Origin of the sequence: Haemophilus parainfluenzae, assembly GCF_014931415.1 — a bacterium.
In the GTDB taxonomy this organism is placed as follows: Bacteria; Pseudomonadota; Gammaproteobacteria; order Enterobacterales; family Pasteurellaceae; genus Haemophilus_D; species Haemophilus_D parainfluenzae_AF.
The window spans coordinates 1028708-1045414 of sequence record NZ_CP063121.1; the positions used below are offsets into that span (position 1 = coordinate 1028708).

A 16707-nucleotide genomic window follows, 5' to 3' on the forward strand; every position below is an offset into this window, starting at 1 on the left:
TTATGCTTGATTATGAAATTCTACGTATTATTTGGTGGGTGCTAGTTATCGTATTGCTTATCGGTTTCTCTGTAACAGATGGCTTCGATATGGGCGTGACTGCACTTTTACCCGTAGCAGGTAAGAAAGAAGTAGAAAGACGTATTATGATTAACTCTATTGCTCCACACTGGGATGGTAACCAAGTTTGGTTATTAACTGCTGGTGGTGCAATCTTCGCGGCATGGCCGATTGTTTATTCTGTAGCGTTTTCAGGCTTCTATATTGCCTTATTCCTTGTGTTAGCTGCGTTATTCTTCCGTCCAATTGGTTTTGAATATCGTGCGAAAATTGATAATCCAACATGGCGCGCTGTGTGGGATTGGGGCTTATTTGCGGGTGGTTTTGTACCTGCATTAGTATTCGGTGTGGCATTTGGTAATTTATTACAAGGTGTACCATTTGAATTAAATGACCTTTCACAAGCTACTTACACCGGTTCTTTCTTTGCGTTATTAAATCCATTCGCATTACTTTGCGGTGTGTTAAGCCTTGCAATGTTAGTGACTCACGGTGCAAACTGGTTACAAATGAAAACCACTGCAGCATTGCGTGATCGTGCAAGAGCGATTACACAAATCGGTGCATTAGTAACATTAATTACTTTTGTACTTGCAGGTGTATGGCTTTCTTTCAAAGACGGCTATGTGGTGACTAGTACGATTGATCACTTTGCAGCATCAGCGCCAGCTTCAGGTAAACAAGTGGCAGTTGAGGCAGGTGCATGGTTCAAAAACTTCAATGAAAATCCAGCTTTATGGGCATTCCCAGTATTAGCTGTGGTTGGTGCATTATTAAATGTGGTTGCATCTAAAGCAAATCGTTGTGGTTTTGCGTTCTTCTTCTCTGTATTAACCATGGCTGGTGTGATTATTACTGCGGCAGTATCAATGTTCCCATTTGTAATGCCTTCAAGTACTCATCCAGAACAAAGCTTGTTAATGTGGGATGCAACGTCAAGTGAATTAACATTAACTCTAATGTTCTACTTGGCATTAGTATTTGTTACCATCTCATTGCTTTACACCATTTGGTCATACTACAAAATGTTTGGTCGCTTGGATGAAAGCTTTGTTGAAGACAACAAAAACTCATTATACTAAGGAGAAACAATATGTTATACGTAATTTGGGTAGTGGGTGTGTTGGCTGCAGTTATGGTGAGTGCTAAATTGACTATTGGCAAAGAAAAGTCAGGTAAATTTGACGAGTAATGATGATTAATTCACTCTATCAATTAAGTAATAAGGGTTCCTTGCGAACCCTTTCGTTTATTTTAGCGTTATTTTTAACCGCGGCTTTCTTTTTAAATTTAAATCAATTTTCGACCGCACTTCGAACTGCACATCCAGCTTGGATTCTTGCGATTTTTTGGGGATTGATTAATTTGTGGATCCACGGTATCGGATTTGATATTCGCCGAGCAATATGGCAGCTCGTTTTCTTGCCATTTATTGGTTATTTCACCACAATAATTGCTATTGTTCAGCATTGGTTTTTATAAGAACGATAGACAAATATTATTATTTGGAGCTTGCACATCTAATGAACAGGTTCTAAAATAAGCGGCTTGTTATGGCTGATAATTTGAGCATTATTTTGAATAACCAATGTTTTACCTTTCCGGTTCGTGTATATTATGAGGACACGGATGCTGGTGGAGTAGTATATCACGCACGTTACTTACATTTCTTTGAGCGTGCGCGAACTGAATATTTAAGAACGCTTAATTTTTCCCAACAATCATTATTGCAGGAACAACAATTAGCTTTTGTGGTCAAAACCATGTCTATTGACTATTGTATTCCGGCAAAATTGGATGATTATCTTATTGTCGAAACGGAAATAACGGCAGTGAAAGGAGCAACAATTCTCTTTGAACAGCGGTTAGTTCGTGAGGCAGTGGTGTTATCAAAGGCTACTGTTAAGGTAGCCTGTGTTGATCTAGGCAAAATGAAACCTGTCGCAATTCCTGAAGAATTAAAAGCGGCATTTTTAAAGTAAATAACTTTTCGGAGTATGCAATGACTGCAGAATTGAACTTTTTAGATCTTTTTCTAAAAGCGAGTATCGTTGTTCAACTTGTAATTGTGATCTTGATTTCGTTCTCAATTATTTCTTGGGCAATCATCATTCAACGTAGCCGTATTTTGACGAGTGCGTTAAAAGAAGCGAATACTTTTGAAGATCGTTTCTGGTCTGGTGAAGATTTAAATAAACTTTATGATGGTTTATCTAATCGTCGTGAAGTATTAACTGGTAGCGAACAAATTTTCTTTGTTGGTTTTAAAGAATTCTCTCGCTTAAAACAAGTGAATGCAGATGCCCCAGAAGCAATCATTAAAGGTACCACTCGTGCGATGAACCTTGCGATGAATCGTGAAGTAGAAGCACTTGAAAGTCGTGTACCTTTCTTAGCGACAGTGGCTTCTGTAAGTCCATATATCGGTTTATTTGGTACCGTTTGGGGGATCATGCATGCATTTATGGCATTAAGTGGTGCGAAACAAGCAACATTACAAATGGTTGCTCCAGGTATTGCAGAAGCCTTGATCGCAACAGCAATCGGTTTGTTTGCGGCGATTCCAGCTGTAATGGCGTATAACCGTTTAAGCTTACGTGTTAATGCGATTGAACAAAATTATGGTAACTTCATTGATGAATTCACCACAATTTTACATCGTCAAGCTTTTGGTAAAGCGCCCCATTAAAAATAAATGAAAAATTGACTGCACTTTGCAAATCAAACAAAAAGTGCGGTGGATTTTAGCGAAGTTTTAGAGGAAATTATGGCTCGTCGTCAGCGTAAAGACATTAAATCTGAAATTAACATCGTGCCATTTCTCGATGTTCTTTTAGTTTTGGTGTTAATTTTTATGGCAACCGCGCCGATTATCAGTCAGAGCGTTCAAGTGGAACTCCCTGATTCGGTGCAAAGTCAAAATGTATCAAATGAAGATAAAACACCGGTTATCTTAGAAGTAGCGGGTGTAGGGCAATATTCGATTTCTATTGGTGGTCAACGCCAAGAAGGCCTTAACGAAGAAATGGTAACCCAATTATCAAAACAAGAATTTGATAAAGACAATAACACAATGTTCTTAGTGGGCGGAGCAAAAGATGTACCTTATGAAGAAGTGATTAAAGCACTGAATTTACTACATCTTGCCGGCATTAAGTCTGTGGGTTTAATGACCAACCCGATTTAAGAATAAGTAGGTAAAACCGTGCAGAATAATCGACGAAAAAAACGTGCAAATGAGTTTGTCATCTCTATTGCGATGCACCTTGCATTGTTTGCTTTGTTGATTTGGAGCTCTCTTTATCAAACCGTTGAAATAATGGGTGGTGGAGAAGGTGAAGGTGATGCCATGGGAGCTGTGATGGTCGATACTGGCAGTGCAGCGCAGGAATGGGGACGTATTCAACAACAGAAAAAAGGTCAAACTGATAAACAGAAAAAACCAGAACCTGTAGTCGAAGAGAAAAAACCAGAGCCTGAACCTGAACCAAATCAGCAAGAAATTGCGAAACAAGAAGAGATTAAGCGTCAGCAGGAAATTCAACGTCAAAAAGAACTTGAAAAACAAAAGCAGCAAGAAATTGAAAAGCAAAAACAGCAACAAGAGCTTGCTCGTCAAGAGGCGTTAGAAAAACAAAAACAAGCTGAAGAAGCGAAAGCAAAACAAGCAGCTGAAGCGGCGAAATTAAAAGCTGATGCAGAGGCAAAACGTTTAGAAGCAGCTGCTAAACAGGCAGAGGAAGAGGCAAAAGCTAAAGCGCAAGCTGAAGCTCAAAAAGCGAAAGAAAAAGCGGAAGCAGATGCTAAAGCCAAGGCTGAGGCAAAAGCGAAAGCGGATGCCGAAGCAAAAGCGAAGGCTAAGGCAGAAGCCGATGCGAAAGCCAAAGCGGAAGCCGATGCGAAGGCGAAAGCAAAAGCTGAGGCTGATGCAAAAGCGAAAGCCGATGCTGAGGCGAAAGCAAAGGCTGAAGCAAAAGCTAAAGCGGATGCAGAAGCGAAAGCGAAGGCTGAAGCAAAAGCTAAGGCAGATGCAGAAGCGAAAGCAAAAGCTGATGCAGCAAAACGTAAAGCAGATCAAGCGGCTTTAGATGACTTCATGAACGGCGGAGATGTCGGTGGTGGTAGTGCATCTAAAGGTGGTAATGCAAATAAAGGCGGTACACAAGGCAGTGGTGCAGGACTTGGTGCTGGAGATGGTGGTAAAGTTGGTGACCAATATGCGGGTGTCATTAAACGTGAAATTCAACGCCGTTTCTTAAAAGACCCAAGCTTTGCCGGTAAAGTTTGTAGCATTAAAATCCAACTCGGTCGAGATGGTACTATTTTAGGCTATCAACGCGTTTCAGGACCTGATGATATTTGTACTGCAGCATTAAGTGCGGTAGCGAGAACGAAAAAAGTTCCAGCAGCACCATCTGATGCTATTTATGAGAAATATAAAGCGCCGACTATCGATTTTGATATCAATGCTCGATAATCGGTTTTAAGAAAGTAACAACGTTAAAATAAGGTGATTAAATGAAATTGATCAAACGTGTTATGGGGCTATTTGTGGTGATGTTTGCATTTGCAAGCACAGCAATGGCAGAAGATGAAGTTCGAATTGTGATTGATGAAGGTGTTGATGGCGCTCGTCCTATCGCAGTTGTTCCTTTCGCAGGTTCTGCACCTGAAAATATTGGTCAAATTGTTGCGGATGACTTACGTAATAGTGGTAAATTTAACCCAATTCCAGTAAGCCAAATGCCACAACAACCTACGACTGCAGCAGAAGTGAAACCAGAAGCTTGGACTGCTTTAGGTATTGATGCTGTTGTGGTAGGTCAAGTGACATCAACTGGTAGCGGTTATAACATTTCTTACCAATTGGTTGATACTGTAGGTGCATCAGGTACACCTGGTGCGGTACTTGCACAAAATAGCTATACAGTGACAAATAAATGGTTACGTTACGGTGCGCATACCGTGAGTGATGAAGTATTTGAAAAATTAACCGGTATTCGTGGTGCATTCAGAACTCGCATTGCTTATGTAGTGCAGAAAAATGGTGGTTCACAACCTTATGAAGTTCGTGTAGCAGATTATGATGGTTACAACCAATTTATCGTAAATCGTAGCTCACAACCAATTATGTCTCCAGCTTGGTCTCCAGATGGTAAACGTTTAGCGTATGTATCTTTTGAGAACAAAAAATCACAACTTGTTGTACAAGACTTAGGTTCAGGTTCTCGTAAAGTAGTTGCTTCTTTCCCAGGACATAACGGTGCGCCAGCATTCTCTCCGGACGGCTCTAAACTCGCATTTGCTTCTTCACAAGATGGTTTATTAAACATCTATGTAATGGGCTCAAATGGTGGTACACCTACTCAATTAACTCGCGGTGCGGGTAATAATACAGAACCATCATGGTCTCCAGATGGTAGCTCAATTCTCTTTACTTCAGATCGAGGCGGTTCGCCACAAGTTTATCGCATGAGTGCAAGTGGTGGCGGTGCGTCACCAGTTGGTGGTCGCGGTAGTGCGCAAATCAGTAGTGATGGTAAAACACTCGTGATGATCAACGGTAATAACAACGTGGTGAAACAAGATCTTACCAGTGGTAGTTCTGAAGTATTAAGTACATCTTTCTTAGGGGAAAGCCCAAGTATTTCTCCTAATGGTATCATGATTATTTACAGCTCTACACAAGGGCTAGGAAAGGTGTTACAATTAGTTTCTGCAGATGGTCGCTTTAAAGCGAGTCTTCCAGGAAGTAATGGCCAAGTGAAATTTCCAGCTTGGTCTCCATACTTGACTAAATAAAAAAACTCATTGAGGAGAAATCTAATGAACAAATTTGTTAAATCATTATTAGTTGCTGGTTCAGTAGCTGCATTAGCAGCATGTAGCTCATCAAACAACGATGCAGCAGGCAACGGTGCTAACAACGGTCAAACTTTCGGTGGTTACTCTGTTGAAGATCTTCAACAACGTTACAACACCGTTTACTTCGGTTTCGACAAATTCAACATCGAAGGTGAATACGTTCAAATCTTAGATGCTCATGCTGCATACTTAAATGCAACTCCAGCTTCTAAAGTTGTTGTTGAAGGTAACACTGACGAACGTGGTACTCCAGAGTACAACATCGCTTTAGGTCAACGTCGTGCTGACGCAGTTAAAGGTTTCTTAGCTGGTAAAGGTGTTGACGCTGGTAAAGTATCAACTGTTTCTTACGGTGAAGAAAAACCTGCAGTGTTAGGTCACGATGAAGCAGCATACTCTAAAAACCGTCGTGCTGTGTTAGCATACTAATTTTTAGAGAATTTTGATTCTTAGAAAAAGGGAGAGTAGAAATGCTCTCCTTTTTTATTTGTTTTAAGATATTGTCAGAAATTGACGAGTATTCACGCAATTAACACAATTTCTTCAGATTTTTCTTGCGTCAGAAAATAAAATCGGTAATATACGCACCTGTTACGAAATGATGTGGGTCGTTAGCTCAGTCGGTAGAGCAGCGGACTTTTAATCCGTTGGTCGAAGGTTCGAATCCTTCACGACCCACCACTTTTATTTCGAAGAATTCCCAAATGGGTCGTTAGCTCAGTCGGTAGAGCAGCGGACTTTTAATCCGTTGGTCGAAGGTTCGAATCCTTCACGACCCACCATCTATTTTACAAATCATGATTTAACCGGTTGGGTTGTTAGCTCAGTTGGTAGAGCAGCGGACTCTTAATCCGTCGGTCGAGAGTTCGAGCCTCTCACAGCCCACCAGTCAACATCTTATTCCTCCTGTTTGTTAATAAATTTACAAAAAAGTAAAATATTTTCAAAATTCTTGACTATATTTAGCGGTTATTATGGTAGAATATCCACAAAGTTAAGTCGGGCATAAAATGTTACAGAATATTCGAATTGTTTTGGTTGAAACATCACATAGCGGGAACATCGGTTCAGCGGCGCGTGCGATGAAAACAATGGGATTATCCAATCTTTATTTGGTCTCACCAAAATCGGTAGATGAGCAATCTATTGCATTAGCAGCAGGCGCTAATGATGTTGTGCGTAATGCCCACATTGTTCATACTTTTGAACAAGCAATAGAAGATTGCTCATTAGTGATTGGTACGAGTGCAAGATTACGTCATTTACAGAGTACGCTTATTGAGCCAAGAGAGTGTGCAGAGAAAGCCTGTGCACATCAAGGGCAAGTAGCGATCGTGTTCGGTCGTGAGCGTGTTGGACTCACAAATGAAGAATTACTTAAATGTCATTATCATTTAAATATCCCTGCTAACCCTGAATATTCTTCGCTCAATTTAGCGATGGCAGTACAGTTGGTAAGTTATGAAATGCGAATGGCATTTTTAGCAAAAGATAAAACGGAAAGTACACTTTCAACGATAGAAGATATCTATCCAACAGCACAAGAAATGGAGTATTTTTTTGCTCATACGGAACAGGTGTATCAGTCTCTTGGTTTTATTCAAAATCAAGGGGTTATACAAAAGTTAAGACGACTTTATAACCGTTCTTCTCTAGAAAAAAATGAATTAAATATTTTGCGAGGAATGTTAAGTGCGATTGAAAAACGCCTTAATCTGCAAAAAGAGTAAAATTGACTATCATAGTCAGATAGGTAAACTACCTAGATGGCGATTTATAGGGATGCTTTATGAAACTAACATCTAAAGGACGATATGCGGTTACCGCAATTTTAGATATCGCATTACATGCAGGAACAAACCCTGTTTGTTTAGCGGATATCTCAGAACGTCAAAATATTTCACTTTCTTATCTTGAGCAATTATTTGCAAAATTGCGTCGAGGAGGATTAGTAAAAAGCGTTCGCGGCCCAGGTGGTGGCTATCGTTTAGCGTTACCAACTGATCAAATTTCTATCGGTATGGTGATTTCAGCCGTAAATGAGAACATTAATGTGACAAGATGCCTTGGTAAAGGAAATTGTAAAGGTGGAGTGGAGTGTTTAACTCATACATTATGGCAAGATTTAAGTGATCGCATTTCTGATTTTTTAGATGAGATTACATTAGCTGAGCTTGTAGAGAAAAAAGCTGGGAAGCATAAAGCTCACAAAGATTTTGATGACTTAATTGTAGTCAACCAATAATGGGAAAGTAGATTAAAGTGCGGTCAAATTGATAGCATTTTTAGTAGTTATTTAGGAGTGAAAATGAAATTACCAATTTATTTAGATTATGCAGCAACATGTCCAGTGGATGAACGTGTTGCTAAAAAAATGATGGAATATTTAACCATTGATGGTGTATTCGGTAATCCAGCATCTCGTTCACATAAATTTGGCTGGCAAGCTGAAGAAGCGGTTGATATTGCACGTAATCAAATTGCGGATTTGATTGGTGCAGATTCACGTGAAATTGTGTTTACTTCAGGTGCAACGGAAGCAGATAACCTTGCAATTAAAGGTGCGGCACACTTTTATCAAACAAAAGGTAAGCACATTATCACCTGCAAAACTGAACACAAGGCTGTATTGGATACTTGCCGTCAATTAGAGCGTGAAGGCTTTGAAGTGACCTATTTAGATCCAGAAGAAGATGGTTTAATTGATCTTGAGAAATTCAAAGCAGCATTGCGTCCAGATACGATTCTTGTGTCAATTATGCACGTGAATAATGAGATTGGCGTGATTCAGGATATTAAAGCAATTGGTGAGTTTTGCCGTGCAAATAAAACGATTTTCCACGTAGATGCGACCCAAAGTGTCGGTAAAGTAGAAATTAATCTTGCTGAATTACCAGTTGATTTGATGTCAATGTCTAGCCACAAATTATACGGACCAAAAGGTATTGGGGCACTATATGTTTGCCGTAAACCTCGCGTTCGTTTAGAAGCCATTATCCATGGTGGTGGTCACGAGCGTGGTATGCGTTCAGGTACATTACCTGTACACCAAATTGTGGGTATGGGTGAAGCTTATCGTATTGCAAAAGAAGAAATGGCGACAGAGATTCCTCGTATCAGAGCTTTACGCGATCGCTTATATAATGGCTTGAAAGAAATTGAAGAAACCTATGTAAATGGTTCAATGGAGCACCGCGTAGCAAATAACTTAAACATCAGCTTTAACTATGTTGAAGGTGAATCCTTAATGATGGCATTACGTGATGTGGCAGTTTCTTCTGGTTCTGCTTGTACTTCTGCGAGTTTAGAGCCATCTTATGTGTTACGTGCATTAGGTCGTAATGATGAATTAGCACATAGCTCAATTCGTTTCACACTTGGTCGTTGGACAACGGAAGAAGAAATTGATTACACCATTAATTTAACACGTAATGCAGTAGCAAAACTTCGTGAATTATCGCCACTTTGGGATATGTTCAAAGAAGGCATTGATTTAAATACTATTGAGTGGTCAGCCCACTAATTTTAAAGGCGGCTAGTCCGCCTGATAGCAACTTATTTAGGAAAGGAACATAATATGGCGTACAGCGAAAAAGTTATCGATCATTATGAAAATCCACGCAACGTAGGTTCGATGGATAAAAAAGATAATTCAGTAGGAACGGGTATGGTTGGCGCACCGGCTTGTGGTGACGTTATGCAGTTACAAATCAAAGTAAATGATAGCGGCATTATTGAAGATGCGAAATTTAAAACTTATGGTTGTGGCTCAGCGATTGCATCAAGTTCTTTAATTACCGAATGGGTAAAAGGTAAATCTTTAGATGAGGCAGGCGCAATTAAAAACAGTCAAATTGCGGAAGAACTTGAATTACCGCCGGTAAAAGTTCACTGCTCAATTTTAGCAGAAGATGCAATTAAAGCCGCTATTGCTGACTATAAAAATAAACAAGGTAAGTAATCAAAGTGCGGTTGAAAATGACCGCACTTTATCAATTTAAGGATCAGAATATGTCTATAACACTCACTGAAAAAGCGGCACAACGAGTTCGCACTTTTCTTGAAAATCGTGGAAAAGGCATTGGTTTGCGCTTAGGTGTGAAAACATCGGGTTGTTCGGGTTTAGGTTATGTACTTGAATTCGTGGATGTGCTCAATGATGACGATCTTGTTTTTGAACAGCATGGCGTGAAAGTGGTAGTCGATCCAAAAAGCTTGGTTTATTTAGATGGCATTGAGCTAGATTATGTCAAAGAAGGCTTGAACGAAGGCTTTAAATATAACAATCCAAATGTGAAAGAATCATGTGGATGCGGTGAAAGTTTCCATGTTTAAGGAATAGAAATGACAAATCCTTTTGCTATTTTTGATTTACCCGTTGCTTTCAATGTTGATCAAGCTATTTTGTCTGAGCGTTATTTAGCACTTCAAAAGAGCTTACACCCAGATAATTTTGTTACAGCAGATGCGCAAGAACAACGCATTGCAATGCAAAAGTCGACAGAAGTTAATGATGCATTAAAAACCTTGAAAGACCCAATTTTACGTGCGGAAGCAATTATTGCGTTAAATACGGGAGAAGCACAGGATTTAGAACAAAAGAGTACACAAGATGTCACATTTTTGATGCAGCAATTAGAATGGCGAGAAGAGCTCGAAAATATTGAGCAAAGCCAGGATGAGAATGCATTAGAATCCTTTGCGAAACGTGTTAAAAAAGAAACAAAAGAAATGTTGACCGCACTTGAAGCACAGCTTAATGAGCAACAATGGTCAACTGCTGCACAATTCTGCGATAAATTACGTTTTCTAAAAAAATTGGCGGATGAAATTAGCCAAGTAGAAGAACGTCTATTTGAATTATAATCTTGAGGGCGTTTAATACGCCCTTTTCGCTATTGATAAATGGGCAACCGCCTCACACGAATGAAATCCGATTATGCAAACTTTAGAACAACTGACTGATGCCTCAAAATCTGCGTGGGGAACCATTTCCCAATGGATTGCGCGTGCTCGTAATCATTGTGACGTGATTAAAAAAGATCAATCTAGTGCAGAACGTGAGCTTTTCACCATGCAAATGCCCACTTCTTCTCCGATGGGGGCGGTAATTTATGAAACGGGTGGCATCTTAATCCATCATGGTTGGTTGCGTATATTAGGTTCTGGCAGCTTTAAATTACCACGTGGATTAATGGACTGGAATTTCAGCAAATCCTTTAATCAATCAGGTGATAAACCAAAATATTTGCTCGTTGCAGATGATGTCATTGGAGGGTATTTTGCCTTAAATGGTGGTTCTTTAGGGGATAATCTCGGCAAGATTTACTATTTTTCGCCGAAAGACTTAACTTGGCATGATTTAAATTTTACTTATACGGATTTCTTAGCTTGGGCATTAAATGGTGACATTGAAGCATTTTACCAAAATCTGTTTTGGCAAAATTGGCAAGAAGATGTAAAACAACTTGATGGTAATCATGTGATTGTTTTTACGCCAGAACTTTCGGAAGATAAGATAACTGATATTAATCAGCGTGAACGACGCGAAGTCAATATTGAAACGCATTACAATGCAAGTTTCACCGAACAAGATAAATTTGCGCAAGCTTATTCAGTCGCATAATCAGCTTTTAACGAATTAATTATTAGAGATAAAAAGAGATATGGCATTACTCCAAATTGCAGAGCCAGGACAAACGGCTGCACCCCATCAACATCGTCTTGCGGTAGGGATTGATTTAGGTACAACAAATTCTTTAGTTGCCGCAGTGCGTAGCGGTCAAGCCACCATTTTGAATGATGAACAAGACAGAAGCCTTGTACCTTCAGTGGTTTATTATGGTGAAAATGAAAAACTTGTGGGTAATGAAGCGTTTGCTAAAGCTGCAATTGATCCTAAAAATACGATTATTTCGGTCAAACGTCTGATTGGCCGTAGTCTTGCTGATGTGAAGTCGCGTTATACAAACTTGCCCTATGAGTTTGTAGCAAGTGAAAATGGCTTGCCGTTATTGGTGACTCATCAAGGTAAAAAAAGCCCGATTGAAGTTTCTGCAGATATTTTATCTCGTTTAAATCATATCGCTGAACAACGCCTTGCGGGTGAGCTTTCTGGCGTAGTGATTACGGTTCCCGCGTATTTTGATGATGCTCAACGCCAAAGTACAAAAGATGCAGCACGCCTTGCCGGGTTAAATGTATTACGTTTATTAAATGAACCCACTGCTGCAGCAGTGGCGTATGGCTTAGATAGTGGAAAAGAAGGCGTCATTGCTGTTTATGACTTAGGTGGTGGAACCTTTGATATTTCAATTTTACGCTTATCTAAAGGCGTGTTTGAAGTGTTAGCAACAGGTGGGGATACCGCTTTAGGTGGTGATGATTTTGACCATTTAATTGCAGATTGGATTGTTGAGCAAGCGGGTATTCAGCCACAAAATGTAAATGAGCAACGTGAGCTTTTGAGTTTAGCCACACAAACTAAAATTGTCTTAACAAGTGCACAAAGTGCGGTCATTTCTTGGCGAGGATTTGAAGGAGAGTTAAGTCGTGAGCAATTCAATGAATTAATTCATTCATTGGTTAAACGTTCTTTATTAACCTGCCGTCGAGCATTAAAAGATGCGAATGTTGAAGCTGAAGACGTGCAAGAGGTGGTCATGGTGGGAGGTTCAACTCGCGTGCCTTACGTTCGTGAACAAGTGGGCGAATTCTTCGGTAAAACACCATTAACATCGATTGATCCAGATAAAGTAGTAGCCTTAGGTGCAGCAATTCAAGCGGATATTTTAGTGGGCAATAAGAATGACAGTGATATGTTGTTACTCGATGTTGTGCCGCTTTCTTTAGGTATTGAAACCATGGGCGGTTTAGTGGAGAAAATTATTCCACGTAATACCACAATTCCTGTGGCACGCGCGCAAGAATTTACCACCTTTAAAGATGGTCAAACTGCGATGACTGTACATGTGGTACAAGGTGAACGTGAGTTAGTGGATGATTGCCGTTCTTTAGGTCGTTTTACATTGCGTGGTATTCCACCAATGGTAGCAGGTGCTGCACATATTCGTGTAACTTATCAAGTGGATGCGGATGGCTTATTAAGTGTGACTGCTATGGAAAAATCTACAAAAGTCCAAGCATCAATTCAAATTAAACCTTCTTATGGTTTAACCGATGAAGAAGTAACGGCAATGATTAAAGCTTCTTTTGATAATGCACAAGATGATATGCAAGCCCGCGAATTAGCTGAGCAGCGCGTTGAGGCTGACCGTGTGATTGAAAGCGTGATTGTGGCATTACAACAAGATGGGGCAGACTTATTAACCGAAACGGAATTTCACCAAATTGAAAATGCATTGAAACAATTAATGGATGTAAAAGAAGGCTCAGATCGTAATGCCATCGTTCAAGGAATCAAAGCCCTTGATATCGCGACACAAGAATTTGCGGCAAGACGAATGAATAAATCTATTCATCAAGCGCTGACAGGTAAATCTGTATCAGATATTGAGCAGTAAAGTGCGGTTATAAATTAACGAGTTTTTTATGTTGAGGAAAGTAATATGCCAAAAGTGATTTTTTTACCGAATGAAGAATTCTGCCCAGAGGGTATGGTGGTTGATGCAGCAGCTGGCGATAACTTATTGGAAGTAGCACATAATGCAGGCGTTGAAATCCACCACGCTTGTGATGGTTCTTGTGCTTGTACAACATGCCATGTGGTTATTCGTGAAGGGTTTGATTCATTAAATGAAGCAAGCGATCAAGAAGAAGATATGTTAGATAAAGCCTGGGGCTTAGAAATGGATAGCCGCCTTTCTTGCCAATGTATCGTGGGCGATGAAGATTTAGTGGTGGAAATCCCTAAATATAATATCAACCATGCGAATGAGGCGGCTCACTAATGAAATGGACTGATGCCCAACTTATCGCAGAAGAGCTTTATGATCGTAATCCAGATTTAGATCCTAAAACAGTACGTTTCACGGATTTACATAAATGGATTTGCGAATTGGACGGTTTTGATGATGATCCAATGAAATCTAACGAGAGTATTCTTGAAGCAATTTTATTGAAATGGTTAGATGAATACGAGTAATCGATTCGATTAAAAAAGCGAGCAGAGAGGCTCGCTTTTTTATTTTGAGAATTTACTTCAAAATAAAACCGCACTTTATTGCTAAAGTGCGGTTATTTTTATCGTTGTTTTTAATTATTTTTTCTTCGCGTATTTTAAGGAGTCGATAGCAACTGCAAGGATGATAATGCTACCTTTAATGATATATTGCCAGTAAGGGTTTACACCGATATAAGTTAAACCGTAGTTAATAACGGTGAAGATGATAACACCCGTGATTACACCGATAACAGTACCCACACCACCAGCGAAAGATACACCACCTACTACGCAGGCAGCAATCGCATCTAATTCATACATGAAACCAAGGTTGTTGGTTGCACTACCGATACGGCCAGCTTCTAACATACCACCGAATGCATAGAACATACCTGCAATCATGTAAATCACAACAAGGTTACGCGCTACGTTTACGCCAGATACTTTTGCTGCTTCAGGATTACCCCCGATAGCAAAGATATTTTTACCGAAGCGTGTTTTATTCCACATTACCCAAACTAAGAATGCACAAATTGCCGCATAAATAGTGATGTAGGATAATTTGAACGAACCAAGTCTGAAGAAGCCCTGTGCGAAGTTAGAGAAAGATTCGCTGAAGCCAGCAATTGGTGAACCACCCACGCCATCATAATAAAGTGAGTTAAAACCGTAAACGATGATCATGGTACCCATGGTTGCAATGAACGGGGTTACGTTGAGATAAGCGATAACTAAACCGTTCACTAAGCCGATTACAGCACCTACCGCACAAACAGTCAGGATAACTACCGGAATAGGAATTTCACCTAAATCAGGGAACACACGATTCATGTTTTCCATTGATTGTAAGAGGGTAGCAGAAATAACCGCTGCTAAACCTACTTGGCGACCAGCTGATAAGTCGGTACCTTGAGTGATAAGCAAGCCTGCAACACCAAGGGCGATAATGAGACGGACGGATGATTGAGTTAAAATGTTACTAAAGTTGCGAACATTCAAGAATGTTGGATCTTGTGCGATGATGATGCCAAGTAAAATCAACAACACAAAATAAATCGCATTTTGTTTTAAGAAATCGAATGATTTATTTTTTTGTAAGGCACTCATAATTTGTTCCTTTATGATTTATAAATATTTTGCGGCAAGTTGCAAAATTTCTTCTTGAGACGTTTTTGCCGTTTCAACGATGCCTGCAACACGACCATTACTCATGACCAAAATCCGGTCTGTTACGCCTAATAATTCCGGCATTTCTGATGAAATCATAATGATGCCTTTATCTTTTTTAGCGAGTTCTTGAATGAGCTGATAAATTTCAAATTTTGCCCCAATATCAATACCACGAGTTGGTTCATCGAGCATTAAGATATCTGGTTGGGTTAAAAGCCAACGACCGATAATCACTTTTTGTTGATTACCACCAGAAAGCGAGCCAATCGTTGTTTTATGAGAAGGGGTTTTCACGTTCATCGCATCAATCACCCACTGTGTATCGCTTGCCATTTTTTTGTTGCTGAGCAATTTCCAAGGAGTGAGATAAGATTTCATATTTGAAATCAAAGAGTTGAATTCAATACTTAGGTTTGAATAAATCCCGGTTGAACGACGTTCTTCAGTTACTAAAGCAAAACCGTGGTTAATCGCCTCAAGTGCGGTATGATTTTTCACGACTTTTCCGTTGAGCTTGATCGTCCCTTCTTTTAATTCGCGGACACCAAAAATGGCTTCCACAATATCGGTTCGTTTTGCACCAACAAGACCCGCAATACCTAAAATTTCACCTTTGCGTAAATTAAAGGAAACATCTTGAATAGACGGTTGGTTTACCGCTGTTAAATGTTCCACTTCAAGTGTGATTTCTTTTGGTACGTTTGTTTTTTCTGGGAAACGTTGTGTTAATTCACGGCCAACCATCATTGAAACGATTTCTTCCATGGTGGTGCCTTTAACTTGAACGGTATTGATCCATTTACCATCACGAAGAATAGTGATTTCATCACAAATTTTGAAGATTTCATCCATTTTGTGTGAAATATAGATAATGCCACAACCGCGATCTTTTAATTTTTGAATAATTTTGAAAAGATGTTCCACTTCTTTTTCTGAAAGTGAGGATGTTGGCTCATCCATAATTACGATTTTAGCGTTATAAGAGAACGCTTTCGCAATTTCGATCATCTGCATTTGTGAAACGGAAAGTTTGGCCACTTTTTCTCTTGGATCAACATCAATGTCCAATTCATCGAAAATCGCTTTGGTATCACGATACATTTTGGCGTGATCTACAAAAGGACCTTTAAGTGGGTAGCGACCCAACCATAGGTTATCCATTACACTGGTTTGACGCACCAAGTTAAGTTCTTGGTGAACCATTGAAATCCCATTTTCAAGGGCTTCTTTTGATGTTTTAAAATCAACAGGTTTGCCTAAGAATAAAATTTCACCTTCGTCTTTTGCATAAATTCCGAAGAGGCATTTTAATAATGTCGATTTACCCGCCCCGTTTTCGCCCATTAAGGCATGAACAGAGTGAGAACGAACTGTTAGATTGGCGTGATCAAGGGCTTTTACACCGGGGAAAGACTTACTGACATCCGTCATCGTCAGTAGTACATCACTGTCTTGGGTTTGAGTTGTCATATCCAACCTCATCAAAAAGG

Annotated in this window: 21 protein-coding genes and 3 tRNA genes; 22 read left to right on the forward strand and 2 right to left on the reverse strand. The window is 39.7% G+C overall.

Annotated features, from left to right (window positions below; genetic code table 11):
* Window positions 1–2: 2 nt before the first annotated feature.
* The 22 genes from cydB (at window position 3) to iscX (ending at window position 14029) form a co-directional block, all read left to right on the forward strand.
* Window positions 3–1142 (forward strand): cytochrome d ubiquinol oxidase subunit II, encoded by a 1140-nt coding sequence (gene cydB / locus INP93_RS05080; protein ID WP_197544328.1) that lies wholly within the window; start codon window positions 3–5, stop codon window positions 1140–1142.
* A gap of 11 nt (window positions 1143–1153) precedes the next feature.
* Window positions 1154–1252, forward strand: a complete 99-nt coding sequence (locus tag INP93_RS05085; RefSeq protein WP_101494276.1) for a cytochrome bd oxidase small subunit, CydX/CbdX family — start codon at window positions 1154–1156, stop codon at window positions 1250–1252.
* 2 nt (window positions 1253–1254) lie between these two features.
* Window positions 1255–1542, forward strand: coding sequence for a cyd operon protein YbgE (gene ybgE, locus INP93_RS05090; RefSeq protein ID WP_014064910.1), 288 nt, complete (start codon window positions 1255–1257; stop codon window positions 1540–1542).
* Between the two features lie 71 nt (window positions 1543–1613).
* Window positions 1614–2042 (forward strand): tol-pal system-associated acyl-CoA thioesterase, encoded by a 429-nt coding sequence (ybgC, locus tag INP93_RS05095; RefSeq protein WP_178162665.1) that lies wholly within the window; start codon window positions 1614–1616, stop codon window positions 2040–2042.
* Window positions 2043–2062: 20 nt separating this feature from the next.
* Window positions 2063–2749, forward strand: coding sequence for a protein TolQ (gene tolQ / locus INP93_RS05100; protein ID WP_005696675.1), 687 nt, complete (start codon window positions 2063–2065; stop codon window positions 2747–2749).
* 78 nt (window positions 2750–2827) lie between these two features.
* Window positions 2828–3247, forward strand: coding sequence for a colicin uptake protein TolR (tolR, locus tag INP93_RS05105; protein WP_032803822.1), 420 nt, complete (start codon window positions 2828–2830; stop codon window positions 3245–3247).
* An 18-nt stretch (window positions 3248–3265) separates the two neighbouring features.
* Window positions 3266–4537, forward strand: coding sequence for a cell envelope integrity protein TolA (gene tolA, locus INP93_RS05110; protein ID WP_197544329.1), 1272 nt, complete (start codon window positions 3266–3268; stop codon window positions 4535–4537).
* Window positions 4538–4578: 41 nt separating this feature from the next.
* A complete protein-coding gene (tolB, locus tag INP93_RS05115) occupies window positions 4579–5862 on the forward strand; it encodes a Tol-Pal system beta propeller repeat protein TolB (protein WP_049364498.1) in 1284 nt (427 codons plus the stop codon).
* Window positions 5863–5886: 24 nt separating this feature from the next.
* Window positions 5887–6354: a peptidoglycan-associated lipoprotein Pal gene (pal, locus tag INP93_RS05120; protein ID WP_005696669.1), complete on the forward strand. Its 468-nt coding sequence runs from the start codon at window positions 5887–5889 to the stop codon at window positions 6352–6354.
* Window positions 6355–6530: 176 nt separating this feature from the next.
* Window positions 6531–6606: transfer RNA gene (locus INP93_RS05125), tRNA-Lys, on the forward strand.
* A 25-nt stretch (window positions 6607–6631) separates the two neighbouring features.
* A tRNA-Lys gene (locus INP93_RS05130) sits at window positions 6632–6707 on the forward strand.
* A gap of 30 nt (window positions 6708–6737) precedes the next feature.
* Window positions 6738–6813: transfer RNA gene (locus INP93_RS05135), tRNA-Lys, on the forward strand.
* A 122-nt stretch (window positions 6814–6935) separates the two neighbouring features.
* Entirely contained in the window at window positions 6936–7655 is a 720-nt protein-coding gene (gene trmJ, locus INP93_RS05140) for a tRNA (cytosine(32)/uridine(32)-2'-O)-methyltransferase TrmJ (protein ID WP_197544330.1), read from the forward strand.
* Window positions 7656–7714: 59 nt separating this feature from the next.
* A complete protein-coding gene (gene iscR, locus INP93_RS05145; RefSeq protein WP_049366379.1) occupies window positions 7715–8170 on the forward strand; it encodes a Fe-S cluster assembly transcriptional regulator IscR in 456 nt (151 codons plus the stop codon).
* A gap of 63 nt (window positions 8171–8233) precedes the next feature.
* Window positions 8234–9448, forward strand: a complete 1215-nt coding sequence (locus INP93_RS05150) for an IscS subfamily cysteine desulfurase (protein WP_197544331.1) — start codon at window positions 8234–8236, stop codon at window positions 9446–9448.
* Window positions 9449–9502: 54 nt separating this feature from the next.
* Window positions 9503–9886: a Fe-S cluster assembly scaffold IscU gene (gene iscU, locus INP93_RS05155; RefSeq protein WP_005696665.1), complete on the forward strand. Its 384-nt coding sequence runs from the start codon at window positions 9503–9505 to the stop codon at window positions 9884–9886.
* 50 nt (window positions 9887–9936) lie between these two features.
* On the forward strand, window positions 9937–10260 hold the full coding sequence (gene iscA, locus INP93_RS05160; RefSeq protein ID WP_032822628.1) for an iron-sulfur cluster assembly protein IscA: 324 nt from the start codon (window positions 9937–9939) through the stop codon (window positions 10258–10260).
* Between the two features lie 9 nt (window positions 10261–10269).
* On the forward strand, window positions 10270–10791 hold the full coding sequence (gene hscB / locus INP93_RS05165) for a Fe-S protein assembly co-chaperone HscB (RefSeq protein WP_197544332.1): 522 nt from the start codon (window positions 10270–10272) through the stop codon (window positions 10789–10791).
* Between the two features lie 73 nt (window positions 10792–10864).
* On the forward strand, window positions 10865–11551 hold the full coding sequence (locus INP93_RS05170; RefSeq protein ID WP_197544333.1) for a DUF2625 domain-containing protein: 687 nt from the start codon (window positions 10865–10867) through the stop codon (window positions 11549–11551).
* Between the two features lie 40 nt (window positions 11552–11591).
* Complete coding sequence (gene hscA / locus INP93_RS05175; protein WP_197544334.1) at window positions 11592–13448, forward strand: Fe-S protein assembly chaperone HscA; 1857 nt, start codon at window positions 11592–11594, stop codon at window positions 13446–13448.
* 45 nt (window positions 13449–13493) lie between these two features.
* On the forward strand, window positions 13494–13835 hold the full coding sequence (fdx, locus tag INP93_RS05180) for an ISC system 2Fe-2S type ferredoxin (protein WP_049364506.1): 342 nt from the start codon (window positions 13494–13496) through the stop codon (window positions 13833–13835).
* On the forward strand, window positions 13835–14029 hold the full coding sequence (gene iscX / locus INP93_RS05185) for a Fe-S cluster assembly protein IscX (RefSeq protein WP_049366368.1): 195 nt from the start codon (window positions 13835–13837) through the stop codon (window positions 14027–14029). The genes fdx and iscX overlap by 1 nt, the downstream gene beginning before the upstream one ends.
* 114 nt (window positions 14030–14143) lie before the next feature.
* Here the strand turns inward: iscX and mglC are convergent, their stop codons facing one another.
* Together mglC and mglA are read right to left on the reverse strand one after the other, a co-directional pair.
* Window positions 14144–15154, reverse strand: coding sequence for a galactose/methyl galactoside ABC transporter permease MglC (gene mglC / locus INP93_RS05190; RefSeq protein WP_005696656.1), 1011 nt, complete (start codon window positions 15152–15154; stop codon window positions 14144–14146).
* A gap of 18 nt (window positions 15155–15172) precedes the next feature.
* Entirely contained in the window at window positions 15173–16687 is a 1515-nt protein-coding gene (gene mglA, locus INP93_RS05195) for a galactose/methyl galactoside ABC transporter ATP-binding protein MglA (protein ID WP_197544335.1), read from the reverse strand.
* Window positions 16688–16707: the final 20 nt, after the last annotated feature.

What these genes read in the sequence shown, in the direction of transcription:
- cydB (WP_197544328.1), top strand. Translation starts at nt 3, where the DNA reads ATGCTTGATTATGAAATTCTACGTATTATTTGGTGGGTGCTAGTTATC.
- INP93_RS05085 (WP_101494276.1), top strand. Translation starts at nt 1,154, where the DNA reads ATGTTATACGTAATTTGGGTAGTGGGTGTGTTGGCTGCAGTTATGGTG.
- ybgE (WP_014064910.1), top strand. Translation starts at nt 1,255, where the DNA reads ATGATTAATTCACTCTATCAATTAAGTAATAAGGGTTCCTTGCGAACC.
- ybgC (WP_178162665.1), top strand. Translation starts at nt 1,614, where the DNA reads ATGGCTGATAATTTGAGCATTATTTTGAATAACCAATGTTTTACCTTT.
- tolQ (WP_005696675.1), top strand. Translation starts at nt 2,063, where the DNA reads ATGACTGCAGAATTGAACTTTTTAGATCTTTTTCTAAAAGCGAGTATC.
- tolR (WP_032803822.1), top strand. Translation starts at nt 2,828, where the DNA reads ATGGCTCGTCGTCAGCGTAAAGACATTAAATCTGAAATTAACATCGTG.
- tolB (WP_049364498.1), top strand. Translation starts at nt 4,579, where the DNA reads ATGAAATTGATCAAACGTGTTATGGGGCTATTTGTGGTGATGTTTGCA.
- pal (WP_005696669.1), top strand. Translation starts at nt 5,887, where the DNA reads ATGAACAAATTTGTTAAATCATTATTAGTTGCTGGTTCAGTAGCTGCA.
- trmJ (WP_197544330.1), top strand. Translation starts at nt 6,936, where the DNA reads ATGTTACAGAATATTCGAATTGTTTTGGTTGAAACATCACATAGCGGG.
- iscR (WP_049366379.1), top strand. Translation starts at nt 7,715, where the DNA reads ATGAAACTAACATCTAAAGGACGATATGCGGTTACCGCAATTTTAGAT.
- INP93_RS05150 (WP_197544331.1), top strand. Translation starts at nt 8,234, where the DNA reads ATGAAATTACCAATTTATTTAGATTATGCAGCAACATGTCCAGTGGAT.
- iscU (WP_005696665.1), top strand. Translation starts at nt 9,503, where the DNA reads ATGGCGTACAGCGAAAAAGTTATCGATCATTATGAAAATCCACGCAAC.
- iscA (WP_032822628.1), top strand. Translation starts at nt 9,937, where the DNA reads ATGTCTATAACACTCACTGAAAAAGCGGCACAACGAGTTCGCACTTTT.
- hscB (WP_197544332.1), top strand. Translation starts at nt 10,270, where the DNA reads ATGACAAATCCTTTTGCTATTTTTGATTTACCCGTTGCTTTCAATGTT.
- INP93_RS05170 (WP_197544333.1), top strand. Translation starts at nt 10,865, where the DNA reads ATGCAAACTTTAGAACAACTGACTGATGCCTCAAAATCTGCGTGGGGA.
- hscA (WP_197544334.1), top strand. Translation starts at nt 11,592, where the DNA reads ATGGCATTACTCCAAATTGCAGAGCCAGGACAAACGGCTGCACCCCAT.
- fdx (WP_049364506.1), top strand. Translation starts at nt 13,494, where the DNA reads ATGCCAAAAGTGATTTTTTTACCGAATGAAGAATTCTGCCCAGAGGGT.
- iscX (WP_049366368.1), top strand. Translation starts at nt 13,835, where the DNA reads ATGAAATGGACTGATGCCCAACTTATCGCAGAAGAGCTTTATGATCGT.
- mglC (WP_005696656.1), bottom strand. Translation starts at nt 15,154, where the DNA reads ATGAGTGCCTTACAAAAAAATAAATCATTCGATTTCTTAAAACAAAAT.
- mglA (WP_197544335.1), bottom strand. Translation starts at nt 16,687, where the DNA reads ATGACAACTCAAACCCAAGACAGTGATGTACTACTGACGATGACGGAT.